Origin of the sequence: Sneathia sp. DSM 16631 (assembly GCF_014892235.1) — a bacterium.
In the GTDB taxonomy this organism is placed as follows: domain Bacteria; phylum Fusobacteriota; class Fusobacteriia; order Fusobacteriales; family Leptotrichiaceae; genus Sneathia; species Sneathia vaginalis.
This window is the reverse complement of sequence record NZ_JADBHL010000005.1, coordinates 14663-31355: the sequence shown is the minus strand read 5'-3', so window position 1 is coordinate 31355 and position 16693 is coordinate 14663. Positions and strand designations below refer to the sequence as shown.

The following is a 16693-nucleotide window of genomic DNA, read 5'->3' as shown; positions in this document are numbered from 1 at the left end:
AGATATATTGTATATTATACCTAATATGATTAATATGAATATTATTTTTTTTATCATAACATTTCATCTTGCCTTTTATTTGCGTACTTTATTTTCTCTCTAACAACTACCTTAACTTCTTCAGGGTGCTTTATACTTAAAGTTACACTACTATTAGCTTCAACATACCCTAGACCTAATATATCTAGTGCATCATCTCTTGTTAATGATATTGTATCTATTACAAATTTGTGGTTATAGTACTCATCAGTTTCTTCTTTACTTAACAACGTAAAGAAACCATTGGTCATAAGCTCATCTACCTTTTGCTTATTTGTTACATGAAATTGTATATTTTTAGAAGCATAACAGTCTAATTCACATTTATTCTCTACCTTAATATATATTAAATTAGAAAATGTTAAGTACTGCCCTTCATTTAATCTCACCTTATTTTTCTGAACAGATTTACTATTTAAAAGTAGTACTGCTTTATCCTTAGGAAGCATCTCATTCATTCTACCTTCTGGAACTATACCAGGTGTATCTATGAATGTTATCTTTATATCCTTGTATTTTACAGTAGTCTTTATACTTCTTTTTGTAGTTCCAGAATATTTTGATGTAGTTAACTTATTAGACCCTATTAATCTATTAAGTAAACTTGACTTGCCTACATTTGAAGCACCTAGTACACAAACTTTAACTTGTTTTTTACCACATATGTCCTTTATTTTATGTAATATACCATTTATACCCTCATTTGTCTTAGATGAAACAAAGCAAAAACTTTGAGGAAATATATTGTTTTCTATTATCTTTTTTCTAAACCATGAAGATATTTCTGGCATAGTGTAATTTTTTTCTAGTAAGTCTATCTTGTTTAATACTACTATTGATTCTTTTTCATCTAATAAGTCTAAAATTTCAGTTACCATAGAAGATTCAATATCAACAGCATCAAATATACCAAGCACTATATCTGCTTCTTTTATGCTTGCTATAGCTACATCTTTATACTCTTTCTTACTCATTGTTTCTTCAGGTATCTTACCATAATTTTTTAATCTAAAACAATTTTGACATATTAAATTATCTTGTAATAGAAGCTTTTCAAAGGGTACATATCCTTTTAAATTTTTATCTTCACTTTGTAATTTTTCTCCACAACCTTTACATTGTTTATCACTCATCTACTTCTTCTCCTTTTGAAAACGGCCTTGTTTTTAAATACATCTCTCTTAACTTAGTTTTACTTATATGGGTATAGAATTGAGTGGTTGCAATAGTTGAATGTCCTAATAGTTCTTGAACATAACGTATATCTACACCACTATTTAATAGTTCTGTTGCAAATGTATGTCTAAATACATGGGGTGTAATTTCCTTATCTATACCACTTTTTTTAGCATAGAACTCTATTATTCTTCTTAGTGATCTTGTTGTAAGTCTTCCACCTTTAGAATTACAAAAAACTATATCTTTATCATATATATTTTTTTGCTTTTTAGCTTCTATATATTCTTTTAAATATTTTTTGGCTGTATTGCTAAAAAAAGTTATTCTTTCCTTGTCACCCTTACCAATTACACGCAATTCTCTTTTATCAATATCTATCATACTTTCAGATAATTCTAATAATTCCATAGATCTTAGTCCACTTGAATAGAGTACCTCTAAAATTGTTCTATCACGAAGACCTAGTATATTATTTGTATCTATACACTCTCTTAGCTTTGCTATATCATCTTTCAATAAAAAATTAGGCAATTTATTCTCAAACTTAGGTGTACTTACATATATTGCCTTATTTTCTTCTATTACATTGTTTCTTACCAAGTAATCAAAAAAACTTCTAACTGCTGAAACTTTTCTATTAATACTTCTTTTAGAAGACTTTTTCTCTACACTAAGGTAAGCTATAAAGGACCTAAGCGTTATTATCTCAACCTTACTAAAGTCCTTTATTCCCTCATTTTCTTCTAAGTATTCTATTAGTTGCGTTATATCATTCCTGTATGATCTTATGGTATTATAGCTTTTACCTAGTATTACCTCGTTATAATAAAGGTATGCATCTAACTGTTTTCTCATTATTTACTCTTCTTTTTTAAGTTTTTAATGTTTTTACAATCTGGATATCCACTACAAGCTAGAAACTTTCCAAATCTTCCTTTCTTTATTGTAAATGGTTTTCCACATTTTTCACATTTACCTGCTTGTTTTATTAGTTTTTCATTTTCTTCTTTTTCTTTTAAGATGTATTCGTTAAGTTCTAATACACCTTCATTTTCCTTTATTTCACCCTTTTTTAGCTTTGCTCTAATAAGGGGTGTAAGTGTAATTCTTTTGTTATCTTCACTAAAGTTTTCACTTTCAAGATAAGGTCCGAATCTTCCTATTTTTAAATAGAATTTAACACCTTGTTCTGTATAGTCTGTAAGTTTACCTTGTTTTTCTTTTAATATCTTTTCTACTTTATCCTTAACTGCTACCTTACCACTTTTTATTTCTTCTTTAGGGACATCTATACCCTTTAGAGAAATTTTTTCTTCTTCATTAGTTTCACTTATTAAGTATTTACCATATATACCTGTTTTAAGTATCATAGGAAGGCCCTTACTATCCATTACATCACTAACTACTTTAAGACTTTGCATCTTATTTATATCTTCTTCATATTTTATTACATCTTGGTTTATAGTATTGTAGTATCTAGATAAAATATCGTGCCATTCTTTATGACCTTCTGCTATTTCATCTAACTCACTTTCCATATTAGCTGTAAACTTAATATCCATGATGTTTTTAAAATGTTCTTCTAATTCTTCTTTAACGCTATAACCTTGAACAGTTGGTATTAATTTTTTTTCTTCTATTACTACATACTCTCTTGTAATTAATGTGTCTATTATACTAGCATATGTAGATGGTCTACCTATACCTTCAGATTCAAGTTTCTTTATTATACTAGCTTCTGTAAATCTTGCAGGTGGCTTAGTTACACCTTCTTTTGTATTAACTTTTTCTATTTCTAATTTGTCATTTTCATGTATGTCTGGTAAGTCTTCTGTTAAGATATCTTCTTCTGATTTTTGATATTTATAGTACCCATCAAATGTTATCTTATTTGCTGTCCCTGTAAATTCTAAATTATCTTTTATAGATGTTATTTGCATTTGATCATATTTAACTGCAGCGATTTGTGATGTAATAAATCGTCTAAATATTAGGCTATATAGCTTGTTTTGATCTTTTGATAAGTATCCACTTATTTTATCTGGTTCAAGCTCTATATATGATGGTCTAATACCTTCGTGGGCATCTTGTGCATCACTCTTATTCTTTGATATGTATTTACCAACATACTCTTGTCCTAAATTTTTAACAATATATTCTTTTGCTTTTTCTTGTGCTTCTTTAGAAATTCTTGTAGAATCTGTTCTCATGTATGTTATTAAACCTTTTGTTTGCCCCGCTATATCTAATCCTTCATATAGCTGTTGAGCTATTCTCATAGTTTTAGATGCTGAAAAACCTAAATATGACGCTGCCAATTGTTGCAACGTACTAGTTTTAAATACTAATGGAGGTCTTTGTGTTTTCTTTTTAATTTCCACCTTATTAGCAATTAAATACTTATCAAGTTCTAATTTAAAGTCTTCATCAAAAACTTTATCTACTTTTTTACCATCTATTTTTGATAATTTTAATTCTACACCATTTTTTAATAAGACACTAAATTCCCTATAATTCTTAGGAACAAAATTTTTAATTTCATCTTCTAAATCACAAATTATCTTAAGTGCAACAGATTGTACTCTCCCTGCACTTGCATTTCTATTTACTGTCTTCCATAATAGGGGGCTTATCCTGTATCCCACTATTCTGTCTAATAACCGACGTGTTTGTTGAGCATCAACTAAGTTTAAATCTATTTCTCTAGGTGATTTTATAGCGTGCTTAACGGCTGTTGCTGTTATTTCATTAAATACTATTCTCTTAGTCTTTTCTGGGAATTTTATATAATTAGATATGTGCCACGCTATAGCTTCTCCTTCTCTATCTAAGTCGGATGCAAGATATACAATGTCTGCATTCTTAGATCTAGATTTCAAGTCTTTTAATATCTCACCTTTCCCTTTTATTGTCTTATACTTCGGTATAAATCCATTTTCAATATCTATACCTAATGTTGTTGTTGGTAAGTCTATTACATGACCGTATGAAGCTTTTACTTCATAATTTTTACCTAATATTTTTTCAATAGTTTTCGCTTTAGACGGTGATTCAACTATTACTAGATATTTTTTCACTTTTTTTCCTCCAACCATACTCATAAGCTATGTCATCAGAACTCCTAACAAGTTTTGCAATATTTTTAGCTATTAATTCATTACAACCTTCAAACGACTTGTTAAATATATCAGCTGGGCTAGTATATATTTCTTTATTGTACATATTAGCAAATTTTGCAGTTATTAATGAACCTCCACTAATGTATGACTCTGGTATATACACAAGTCTAGATAAACCTGCTATCAACCGATTTCTAATAACAAAATTGGCTTTTGTTAATTTAGTGTTAGGTTTAAATTCTGATACAACAGTACCATTACAAGATATATATTCTTTTAATTTCATATTTTCAATTGGATAACAACTAAATATATCCGTTGGCAATATTGCTATGGTATTCATACCATATTCTATTGCACTTTTATGTGCTATAGAATCTATACCTCTTGCCATACCACTAACTATTGTTATATCATAATCAGATAACCCCTTTATTATCTTCTTACAAGTAAGTTCCCCTAGTTTTGTATTTTTTCTTGTGCCCACTACAGCTACTTTAAGACTCTCATCAAGTCTTTTACCTCTAAGAAACAAAAATGTTGGAAAGTCCTTTAAATCCCTCAAGTATTCAGGATATTCATCATCAAAATACGAGATTACTCTAACATCTTCGTCTATATTATAACTTTTACAGTTTTCTATCTCTCTTTTCATATCATCACTTAATTTAGAAAAATTGGATAATAGCAAGTCCATACTACTGTATTTTTTCATAAGTCTACGTATATCACAATTTCTAATGTTTGTATTAAGTAAATCAATCCATTTCATAACTCTCCTTAATGTGAGCTTAAAACATTGATGTCTTGTTGTATTCTTCTTGAATTATCATGACTTTGATATGTTCTTAAGTAAGATAGGGCTTGTTTGTAATTACCCTTACCCTTGTATGCCATTGCTAAACCTAAATATGTCTTAGGATGACCAGAATCTCTTTTTAATAATTCATTGTACAATTGTATTGATCTATCAAATCTTCCTATCATTCTTGCTGCTGTTGCTGCTAAATATATATTTCTTGTACTTCTTGATTTATCACGCAATGCCAAATTCATGGCACTTTCATAAAGTCCTTCTCTAACATACATCATTGCTAATGAGTGTATTGCTTCTGAATTACCTGTTGCAACTACTTGATTTTCATACTTTTTGTATCTTGCAAAAGTTGCACTATCAAATGTTTTTTCACTTGGTAAACTAGGTAAAGTACCTGTATCTGTTGCTGATAATTCATCATTGTTTTCTATATCAATACTTTCACCAAGATTATTAATCACATTAGTTGCTGCATCTTTAATTTTTTTCTGTACATCATTTAATACTGACTCAATAGCACGTCTATCATCTTCTGAAGTTACCTTTTTTAGTGCTTCTTTCCCTTTATTTATTGCACTATCATATTTTTTATTTTGTACATCTTTATCTATATTTTGTAAATCACCAATAATATCAGCAAAAACTAGTGTTGCAATTGAAATATATATTACAACTAATAATCTTTTCATATTCCCTCCTAATATTCAAGAGATTTGTTTGTTCTTGGAAATGGTAATACATCTCTAATATTTTCTACTCCTGTAACATACATTAACATTCTTTCAAATCCTAATCCAAATCCAGAATGTGGAACAGAACCATATTTTCTTAAGTCTAAATACCATTCATAATTATCTATGTTTAAGCCTTTTTCCTTCATTATTTTAACTAATTTATCATAATCTTCTTCTCTTTGGCTTCCACCTACTATTTCACCTATACCTGGTGCTAGAAGATCAACTGCTCTTACTGTTTTAGCATCTTCATTTAATTTCATATAAAATGCCTTAATGTCTTTAGGATAATCTGTTACAAATACTGGACGTTTAAAGATTTGTTCTGCAAGGTATCTTTCATGTTCTGTCCCTAAATCCATACCCCAAACTACCTTTTCTTCAAATGTATGTTTTGAAGCTATTAATTTTTCTATAGCTTCTGTGTATGTAACTCTTGCGAAACCATTTTCTAGTATATTATTTAATCTATCTAATAATCCTTTATGAACAAAGGTATTGAAAAATTCCATTTCATCCTTTGCATTTTCCAACACATACCCTATTATATACTTCATCATATCTTCAATTACTTCTAGTAAAACATTTAAATCTGCAAATGCTATTTCAGGTTCTACCATCCAGAACTCTGCAGCATGTTTTTTAGTATTTGATTCTTCAGCTCTAAATGTTGGACCAAATGTATATGTATTTTTGAATGCACTAGCAAATGCTTCAACATGTAATTGACCTGTAACTGTTAAGTATGCAGGCTTACCGAAGAAATCGTCTTTGTAATCTAATTTCTTTAAATTTTCTAAATCTAATGTTGTAACTTGGAACATTTCTCCAGCACCTTCAGCATCTGTACCTGTTATTAGAGGAGTTTGAACATATACAAAGCCTCTTTCTTGGAAAAATTTATGAATTGCATATGAAAGTAATGATCTTACTTTGAATACTGCATTAAATGTGTTTGTTCTTGGACGTAGATGAGCTATAGTACGTAAAAACTCAACACTATGTCTCTTATTTTGCAATGGATAATTTTCATCACACGCATTATATACACTAATATTACTTGCTGATATTTCATAAGCTTGACCCTTACCTATAGACTTAACAACCTTACCAGTAACTTTTATTGATGAGTAAATATTTAATTTAGCTATTTCATCAAAATTACTTATCTTTTCATCATAAACTACTTGTATTCCTTTAAATGAAGTACCATCATTAAATTCAATAAATCCAAAGTTCTTTTGATCACGATTCTTCTTTATCCATCCTGATAATGTAACTTCCTTATCTAAATATTTATCTATATCTTTCAATAATATTCTTAACTCCATAATCAATCTCCTTCTTGTTCTTTATAGGGAATTATACCATTTTTTAGTATAAAAAAACAAGGTAAAAGAAAAATAGCTAGTGAATCTAGCTATAAATTTAGTGTATAGTATTGAGTCTTATTCGTTTTCTTAACACTTATCATACTTTTCTTAACACCACTTACAACACTAGTATTTACTAGGTTTACAGCTATTGTTTTCCTATATTATTCGTTTTCTTAACACTTATCATACTTTTCTTAGCACCACTTACAACACTAGTATTTACTAGCTTTATTCCATTTCATTTAACTTCTTAACCTAACTTCTTCGTTTTTTCTTCATTTTCTTCGTTTTTTCTTACCACTAAAAAAATGCCCTAAGGCATTTTCTTAAAATTGATTTATTCTATCTAAACATCTCTTCTTACCTATTACTGCAATTACTGTGTATAAGTCTGCTCCTCTTGATTTGCCTGTTAATACAGCACGAAGTGGCATTAACACTGCTGATGGACCTTCATTTAGTTCATCTTGTAATTCTTGTAATATATTCTTAGCTTCTTCTTCACTAATTTCTTCATCATGTTTTTCTAATTTTTGTTTGAATAGTTCTATAGCTTTTTTACCTACTTCACTATTTAATGCATCTAATATTCTAGTAACTGATTTTCTTTCTTTTTTGTTCATACCTTCCTTTATTTCAGGTAAAGTATATTTATCTTCAAAGTAGATATCACTATTTTGTGCTAGTTCTTTTAGTGTGTGTGAACCTTCACGTATTATTTCAACTATTCTTTCATATTTTTCATTAGATATTGTTGATAGATCATATAGTTCTTCATAGAAAGGACGAGCTAATTCTGCTAACTCTTTAACTGGTTTTAGTCTCATATGTTGGTTATTAACCCAAGCTAATTTAACTAAATCAAATACTGGACCTCCTAATGAGATTCTATCAAATGTAAACTCTTTAACCATTTCATCTAGAGTGAAGATTTCCTTTTCACCTTCCATGCTCCATCCCATTAATGCTAAGAAGTTTAACATTCCTTCTTTTAAATATCCTTCTTGTCTATAGTAATTTAATGACACTGGATTTTTTCTCTTTGAGATCTTAGTTTTATCTGCATTTCTAAGAAGAGGCATATGATACCAATTAGGTTCTTGCCATCCAAATGCTTTATACAATTGTACGTGCTTAGGTGTTGAAGCTATCCATTCTTCTGCACGTATTACATCAGTTATTCCCATCAAGTGATCATCTACAATATTTGCTAAGTGATATGTAGGGAATCCATCTGATTTTAATAGTACTTGATCATCAATACCACTATTATCAAATGCAATATCTCCTCTTAACTTATCTTTTACTATTGTTTGACCATCATACGGCATCTTTAATCTTATTGTATATGGTGTATTTTTCTTTTTTAAGTCTTCTACTTCTTCTTTTGTTAATTTTCTACAATGTCCATCATACCCTGGTGCTTGATGCATTGCTTCTTGTCTTTCTCTTAAAGCTTTTAATCTTTCTTGAGTACAAAAACAATAATATGCTTCTCCTTTTTCAACTAATTGTTCAGCATATTTAGCATACATTCCCATTCTTTCAGATTGTCTATATGGACCACAAGGCCCTCCTACATCTGGACCTTCCTCATAATTTAGACCTAACCATTTCATTGCATCAAATATTTGTTGTTCAGATGTTTCTGAATATCTTGTTCTATCTGTATCTTCTATACGGAGTATGAATTTACCTCCGTTGTGTTTTGCAAATGCGTAATTGAATAATCCAATATACGCTGTACCTACATGTGGATCTCCTGTTGGTGAGGGAGCTATTCTTACTTTAACTTTTCTATCCATTAAATTAGGTTCTCCTTTTTTCATATATGTTTTATGATATCATTAATATTTTTACTTGTCAATTTATGCTTCTTTCACACAAAAACTGTATAATCCCATTTTAGATAATTATCATTAACTTTTTGATATACACCAAATTCTCTATTTCTAGTATCTTCTGTTTCTAGTAAATACGAGACTTGATAATATTCTTTCAATATTTTTTTCATTTGTGCCTACAACATCTTTTTTATCTTTTAATAAAGGTGTTAAATACTCTAACAGTTCTATATCTGTTTTAATTTTCAACAATTCCAATGTAGATTTCCCTACACGTCTCATTCCTGTTATAACTTCTATTACAGGCTTATTAATAAAGGGCTTTATTTTATCAATATATTCTTTTCTTTTAACAAAATCCATAGCACCACCTTATGTAGATTATACTATGGATTTTTATATATTTTAACATTTTTGTAGACTATACTCGACAAATTATTTTCTTAATTTCTTCCTTGTATTCTTTTGCTTTTTCTTCACCTATAGCATAAATATATACCTTTAATTTAGGTTCTGTTCCTGATGGTCTAATTAGAATTCTTGTTTTATCAGGATAGTCAAATTGTAATACATTAGATTTTGGTAAGTTAGTATCATCATTTAAGTAGTCTATCTTCTTAATATCTAACTTTCTAAATTCTTCCATAATCTTTTTGATTTTTTCCTTACCTTTTTCACCATCAATAGTTAGGTTTATTCTTTCTTCCCTGTAATCCCCATATTTATTACGTATACTTTCTAATTGTTCTATTAGATTACTTCCATTATTCTTGTAATATGCTGCCATTTCAGCAACCATCATAGTAGCACTAACTCCATCTTTATCCCTTGTTGTTGTTCCATAAAGGAATCCAAAGCTTTCTTCAAAACCAAATAAGTAGTCTTCTTCACTCTTCTTTATTATCTCACCTATATACTTAAATCCTGTCAAAGTCTTTTTAACCCGTATACCTTTAACATTATCAACCATAGGTGTAGATACTATTGTAGTGGCAACGACATTTCTTTTTGATGTATCTCTTGTTTTTAGGATATAGTCTAGGACTAACATACCTATTTCATTTCCAGTTAAATATACAAATTTACCCTTATTAGGTACTACAACACCTATTCTGTCTGAATCTGGATCATTTCCTATTAATATATCACTATCTTTATCTACATATTTTAAAGCTTCATCAAACGCTTCCTTATACTCTGGATTGGGACTTTTTACAGTAGGAAAGTTCCCATCTGGTTTAAATTGTGTATCCACTATTTTAACTGTATATCCCATTTCTTTTAATATTTTTGTTACAGGTATACCTGCTGTACCATGTAATGGTGTATATACAATATTTACATTGCCTTGCTTTATACTAAGTTTTTTTATATCGGTTATAAAGCAATCGTCTATTGTTTTATCTAGTACAAAAATATTTTCTTTAACTTCATCTAGTTTAACGTCTTCTAAACCAACCTTCTTTATTTCCTCTATTATCCCATCAACATATGGAGGTACAACTTGCCCACCATCTTGCAAATATACCTTATACCCATTATACTCCTTAGTATTATGGCTAGCAGTTATTGCTATACCTGCATTTGTTTTTAATTTACGTATAGCATATGTCATTTCAGGTGTACTTCTAACTCCATCGTAAATATATACCTTTATTCCATTGGAAGATAGGACTTTTGCTGCCTCATTTTGAAATAGTTCTGAATTAATTCTACAATCTCTTGCGATTACTACACTAAGTTCTCCTGTATATTCTTTTTTGATATAGTTTGCTAGACCTTGTGTTGCAAGGCGAATAATATACTTATTTAATTTATTAGACCCTAGCCCCATCTTAGCCCTTATACCACCTGTACCAAAGCTAATATACTTACAAAAGTTTTCATCAATCTCATCTTTATTCATTTTTCTCATTATCTTCTTATCTTCTTCGTCTATATATGGGCTATTTATCCATTCATCATATATCATTTTGTATTTCCTCCAATATTTTTTCACTGCATTTGATTCCATCAACAGCAGCTGTCATTATACCACCTGCATACCCTGCACCCTCACCACAAGGTATTAATCCTAAAATATTACAATACATTGTATCTTTATCCCTATTAATTCTAACTGGGGATGAACTTCTACTTTCTACACCTGTTAATACACTAGACTTATTAGAAAAATCTTTTAATTTTCTATTAAGACCAACAAGTCCTTCTTTTAGTGCATCATTTAAATATTTTGGTAATATTTCATTTAAATCTGCTAGTGTATACCCTATACTATAGCTTGGCTTAACATCTAATAACTTAGTTGTCTTAACTCCTGCGATATAGTCTTTGGCTAGTTGTACAGGTGCTTTGTAATTAGAACCACCTAGTAAGAATGCCTTATGTTCTATTTCTCTTTGAAACTCTATACCACTCATAACATCTTCTGGTAAATCACTAGGTTCTACATTAACTAAAACTGCAGAATTTGCATTTTCTAAATTTCTTTTATTGTAACTCATACCATTTATTGCAAGATAACCTTGTTCACTAGAAGCTGGTACAACTACACCACCTGGGCACATACAAAAAGTGTATACACCTCTACCTGTTTTTGTTCTAACATTTATCTTGTACTCAGCTGGTGGTAATTTTTTTGAATAGTTCTTACCATATTGACATTCGTTTATATACCCCTGCTTATGTTCTATTCTAAATCCTACAGCAAAAGATTTCTTTGTTAAGTAAACTCCACGATTTTTTAGCATATATATTGTATCTCTTGCACTATGACCTATTGCTAGGATACAATAATCTGTCTCTATTTCATAGGTACTCCCATCAGCTTTTTTCACCACTAAAGCCTTGAGTCTATCGTTAGTATACTTAATATCCACTAACTGATTTAAAAATCTATACTCTCCACCTAATTTTTCTATCTTTTCTCTAACTTTTTTTACTACATTTACAAGTATATCTGTTCCGATATGTGGTTTTGCAATATATGATATACTCTCATCTGCTCCAGCATTAATTAATTCGTCTATAACTATTCTTATTCTACTATTATGGCTATTAGTAGTTAACTTACCATCAGAAAATGTTCCAGCACCACCTTCACCAAATTGTACGTTAGATGTAACATCTAACTTACCTGTATTAAAAAAATTATACACATCAGTTATTCTATCATCTACTGCCTTACCACGTTCTAAGATTATGGGATTAAGTCCTGCTTTGGCTAGGATTAACCCTGCAAATATTCCTCCTGGTCCACTACCTACTATTACAGGTCTTAAACCCTTATACTCACTTAAGTTTGGTATAACATACTTTTCGTTTACTAACTTTTTAATTGTATTACCATCTACATATTTATCTTCGTTATCAACTTCAATATCTACTGAATATACTATATATATATTAGGCTTTTTTCTTGCATCTATTGCCTTATTTGAAATCTTAAATTCCTTTATTTTAACTTTTTCTCCCAATTTATCGTATATCGCTGTATATATATCACTTTTTTCATGATCTACGCTTAATTTTAATCCTGTTAATCTTATCATATACTATCTCCTACTAATAGACCTGTTGCAAAAGCAAATTGCAGATTATACCCTCCGCATTCTCCATAAATATCAAGAATTTCACCAGTAAAGTAAAGATTTTCTACTTTTTTAGACTCTAATGTTGTATCTACATCATTTGTATCTACTCCACCTGCTGTAACTTGAGCATTATTAAATCCCATAGTATCATTTGCTTTTATCCTATACCCTTTTAAAAGTGTAGCCAATCTTTCTATACTCTCATTCTCTATATCCCTTATTAAGATATTTAATTTTTCAAGTCCAGATTTTTTTAATAAGAACATACCTAATTTTTTAGGCAAAAATCCATTTAAAAATTCAGTTGTTTCTAAGTCTTTTAACATATTTTTTCTTTTGTATAAGTAAGGTAATAGGTCTTTTTTTGATATTTCTGGGACAAAGTCTACTACATATTCCATCTTAAACTTATACTTCGGTAAAAGATATGTTAAATTAAAAATCGTAGGCCCTGATATACCATAAGTTGTGAATAGCAATTCACCTTTTTCTTGCCTTACAATCTCACCTTTATACATTGCACTAACTATACAATCTACCTTTATGCCTTCTAACCCCTTTATATATTCTTTTTCTGTTTTAAGTTGCACTAAAATTGGTGTAAGTTCTGTTATCTTATGACCTAATTTTTTAGAAATTTCATATCCTGAACCATCAGACCCTAAATTAGGATAACTATAGCCACCTGTTGCAAGTACTAATGACTTAGCAAAAAATTCATTATTAATACAAAAAACGCCATCTCTTTTTTTGACACTTTTTACTTCATATCCTAACTTTGTATCTACTCCTAAAACTTCTAACTTTAAACGTATGCTATCAACCATAGAAGCTGCTTGAAGAGATCTTGGATAAGTTTTACCATTAGTTTCTGTATATGGATAAATACCCATATTCTCAAAAAATTGTATAATCTTGTCTGGTCCATAACTAGTTAATACATTTACAATGTCTTTTGTATTGTTTCCAGTATAATTCTTGTATGTTGCATTAATATTAGTGAAATTACATCTACCATTACCTGTGACTAATAGTTTTTTCAAAATTCTATCTTTATGTTCTAAAAGCAAAACTTTTTTGTGATTCATTGCAGCTTTTATCGCACAAACCGTCCCCGATGCTCCTGCACCTATTATTATACAATCAAAAACCATGTTCTTTCCCTTCTTTAATAGTCTGTCTGAATTTATCCCTATCTGCTGCAAAAATACAACCACAGTAACATTGTCTATATACATTATATATCTCACATAATTCTATAGATCTTTTATACCCATTATTCTTTTTAAAGTCTGATGGCAAGTACTTTGTCTTATATATACTTTGTATAGAAAACCCTATCTTATTAATCAACTGAGAATTTTTCATGGGACTTATTGTAAGTGCTGAACCAAAATAGTCATAATTTAACTCTACCGCCTTTTTTGCAACTATATCTAACCTATATGCAAAACAAGCACTGCAACGAAGTCCTCCTTCTGGTTCTTTTTCCAAACCACGCATAATCTTAAAAAATTCTAGTGGCTTATATGGCTCTTCTATATACTTAACATTATTCCCAGTTTGCTTATTAAATTTTTCTATAAACGCTCTTTGTTCACTACTTCTTTTTCTATACTCATATTCTGGATGTATGTTTGAATTTGCAAAAAGTATGGTAATATCTGCATAATTACACATAAATTCTAATGTATATGTGCTACAAGGTGCACAACAACTATGTAATATTACTCTTGGTTTTTCATCATGCTTCTTCCATTCTTCTATTACTTGCATAAGCATCTTTTGATAATTTATTACTTCATTAGGTCTCATTAGTTTTAATAGATCACTTGCATCAAACATATTATCCGCTCCTTTTTTCTTATGTCAATTATATTATTTTTTCAAAAAAAATGCTACTATTACGAGAATAATAGTAACATCTTTAATTAATTAATATTTTATTTAGCTTGTTTCTTTATTGCTTCTAATTGTTTTAATATATTATCTGCACCTGTAACCTTATTTGCTACAGCTTTTTTAGCGTGTGTAATAGCTAAGTCTATTTTACCTGTCTTACCATATATTAGTGATAGTAAAAGGTCTGCATCTTTAGATTTATCTTTAAGTGCTAATTTTGCATATTTTTCTGCTGGTTCATATATTCCATTATTGTGTAGTAAGACTGCTAATGTAATATTTTTAGCTCCTTTTTTCTTTAATAGATTTGCATATTTTGCTTCACCTTTACTGTCTTTAGTTATTGTTGATAATACAAATACATAATTTAAGTATTCATTAACAGCTGGTGAATTGTTGTAAGCTTTTTCTGCATATGAATAAGCTGTTTTAACATCTCCTATATAATTTAAAAATCTATTAGAAATTAAATAATAATTGTCTTTATCTACTGATGCTCCATTTAAATATCTAGTTGCACTTTTAACGTCTTTTTTTGCTAAATAGTAATCTGCATAAGCTAAATATACACCAGACTTAATATTAACAAATTTTGAATTTGCTGCCTTATTTAAATATGATATACCATCTGATTCTTTATTTGTACCTAATAAAGCTCTTCCAAGTAATAGGTTAAAGTTATCTATTACATCTTGTCTTTTTGTATTTTCAATTAATTTTACAATATCATTGAATTTAGATGTTTCATTTTCTACTTTGTATAGTGCAGCTAAAACTGATAAAGTATCTAAGTCACTTTTATTTAATCTTTCGTTTAGTATTTCTAAATATTTAATTTTTTCTTTATTTGTCTTAGCAGTGCTTACTAAATACATATTAGCTTGTACTGCTGCTTGACTATTTGATTTTGGATTTTCAGCTGCCTTTTTTAAGTATTCAATAGCTTCTTCATTTGTTTTTGAAAATTTTGTTGCTAATGCATAGTTAATCAATTCATATTCTGCTTCTTCACCTTTTGTGTTTTTGCTATCCTTTAGAACTTTAACTGCTTGGTCAACTTTTTTTTCTACTAACAATTTGTTTGCAGTTTGTAAATCAGCTTTTGGCCCAGCTATTGCTAATAGGCTTGTTAATAAAGCTGAAATTGCTATAATTTTTTTCATTTTATATCTCCTTTTTTTTATTTAAATTATACACTATTTTTTAATTTGTGTCTATTATTTTTGATTTTCATTCAAAAATTGTCTTATACTGCTCTCGTATTTGTCTTTACAATACATATCCATTTCTGAATGTTTAATGCCATTAAACTTAATGTATTCTTTCTTCCCATTATACTTATCATATATCTTTTTACTTTGATTTGGGGTTACAAAAGTATCAGCTGTACCGTGTAAGAATAAGATGGGTACATTTGTGTTATTTATATTCTTACTTGCATTTATCCCCTTTATATCCACACCTAATTGTAAGAAGGCAACAATTCTTGCAAGTGGTAATACAGGATATTCAGGTAAATTAAATCTTTTCTTCAACTCTTGTTTAAATACTGAGTATATGTCATCGTATGGGGAATCGACTATAAGGACTTTAACATTTTTAGGAAAATCTTTTTCACCTGCAGCTTGAAGAACAGTTGCTGCACCCATAGACATACCATATAGTGTGATATCTTTATCTTTGTACTGTTTTAATATGTCTATTAATACTCTTTTTTCATTTTTACCAAATGTATAGTATTTACTTTGGTTATCGATTAATAGGACAGAATAATTCATTTTTAGGAATATGTCTTTTTCTCTTTCCATTCTTTTTGCATCCGTCTTATACCCATGTAGTATTACAGCCAATTTCTTATCATCCCGTTTTATATACTCCACATTAATTCCACGTGGATTAGGATTTTTCATTGCATATCGAACGAAATACTCACCTATTCCTGCACAAAGTATCACAATTATTGCTAAAATACTTAAAACTTTCTTCCTCATAATGTAGCTCCTTTCTGCAATTTACCTTATTATACTTTATGACAAATAATTTTACAATATTTTACTTTACTTTCATATGAATATATGATAATATAGTTT

The 16693-nt window shown here is 29.2% G+C and carries 14 protein-coding genes; all 14 read right to left on the bottom strand.

The features are described 5' to 3' along the window. Nucleotides 1–53: 53 nt before the first annotated feature. Entirely contained in the window at nucleotides 54–1172 is a 1119-nt protein-coding gene (locus tag IMK15_RS03185) for a GTPase (RefSeq protein WP_192941864.1), read from the bottom strand. After that, on the bottom strand, nucleotides 1165–2073 hold the full coding sequence (gene xerA, locus IMK15_RS03180; protein ID WP_192941863.1) for a site-specific tyrosine recombinase/integron integrase: 909 nt from the start codon (nucleotides 2071–2073) through the stop codon (nucleotides 1165–1167). The genes IMK15_RS03185 and xerA overlap by 8 nt, the downstream gene beginning before the upstream one ends. After that, nucleotides 2073–4319 carry a type I DNA topoisomerase gene (gene topA, locus IMK15_RS03175; RefSeq protein WP_413469364.1) on the bottom strand — a complete coding sequence of 749 codons (2247 nt, stop codon included), beginning with the start codon at nucleotides 4317–4319 and terminating at the stop codon, nucleotides 2073–2075. Before topA ends, xerA begins: the two co-directional genes overlap by 1 nt. Next, a complete protein-coding gene (gene dprA / locus IMK15_RS03170) occupies nucleotides 4270–5109 on the bottom strand; it encodes a DNA-processing protein DprA (protein WP_192941862.1) in 840 nt (279 codons plus the stop codon). Before dprA ends, topA begins: the two co-directional genes overlap by 50 nt. An 8-nt stretch (nucleotides 5110–5117) precedes the next feature. Further along, on the bottom strand, nucleotides 5118–5843 hold the full coding sequence (locus IMK15_RS03165) for a tetratricopeptide repeat protein (protein ID WP_192941861.1): 726 nt from the start codon (nucleotides 5841–5843) through the stop codon (nucleotides 5118–5120). Nucleotides 5844–5851: 8 nt separating this feature from the next. Further along, nucleotides 5852–7219, bottom strand: coding sequence for an asparagine--tRNA ligase (gene asnS / locus IMK15_RS03160; RefSeq protein ID WP_192941860.1), 1368 nt, complete (start codon nucleotides 7217–7219; stop codon nucleotides 5852–5854). Nucleotides 7220–7590: 371 nt separating this feature from the next. Then, a complete protein-coding gene (gene gltX / locus IMK15_RS03155) occupies nucleotides 7591–9093 on the bottom strand; it encodes a glutamate--tRNA ligase (protein WP_392445727.1) in 1503 nt (500 codons plus the stop codon). Between the two features lie 123 nt (nucleotides 9094–9216). Beyond that, complete coding sequence (locus tag IMK15_RS03150) at nucleotides 9217–9471, bottom strand: hypothetical protein (RefSeq protein ID WP_192941859.1); 255 nt, start codon at nucleotides 9469–9471, stop codon at nucleotides 9217–9219. Nucleotides 9472–9529: 58 nt separating this feature from the next. Then, nucleotides 9530–11080, bottom strand: a complete 1551-nt coding sequence (locus IMK15_RS03145) for a phospho-sugar mutase (protein WP_192941858.1) — start codon at nucleotides 11078–11080, stop codon at nucleotides 9530–9532. Continuing rightward, on the bottom strand, nucleotides 11070–12659 hold the full coding sequence (locus IMK15_RS03140; protein WP_192941857.1) for an NAD(P)/FAD-dependent oxidoreductase: 1590 nt from the start codon (nucleotides 12657–12659) through the stop codon (nucleotides 11070–11072). The genes IMK15_RS03145 and IMK15_RS03140 overlap by 11 nt, the downstream gene beginning before the upstream one ends. Continuing rightward, the gene (locus IMK15_RS03135) at nucleotides 12656–13855 is read right to left on the bottom strand and encodes an NAD(P)/FAD-dependent oxidoreductase (protein ID WP_192941856.1); all 1200 of its coding nucleotides are present in this window, start codon (nucleotides 13853–13855) and stop codon (nucleotides 12656–12658) included. The genes IMK15_RS03140 and IMK15_RS03135 overlap by 4 nt, the downstream gene beginning before the upstream one ends. Further along, nucleotides 13845–14546, bottom strand: coding sequence for an epoxyqueuosine reductase QueH (locus IMK15_RS03130; RefSeq protein ID WP_192941855.1), 702 nt, complete (start codon nucleotides 14544–14546; stop codon nucleotides 13845–13847). Before IMK15_RS03130 ends, IMK15_RS03135 begins: the two co-directional genes overlap by 11 nt. A 98-nt stretch (nucleotides 14547–14644) precedes the next feature. Further along, a complete protein-coding gene (locus tag IMK15_RS03125) occupies nucleotides 14645–15766 on the bottom strand; it encodes a tetratricopeptide repeat protein (protein WP_192941854.1) in 1122 nt (373 codons plus the stop codon). A 54-nt stretch (nucleotides 15767–15820) separates the two neighbouring features. After that, nucleotides 15821–16594, bottom strand: a complete 774-nt coding sequence (locus tag IMK15_RS03120; protein WP_046329008.1) for an alpha/beta hydrolase — start codon at nucleotides 16592–16594, stop codon at nucleotides 15821–15823. Between the last annotated feature and the right edge of the window lie 99 nt (nucleotides 16595–16693).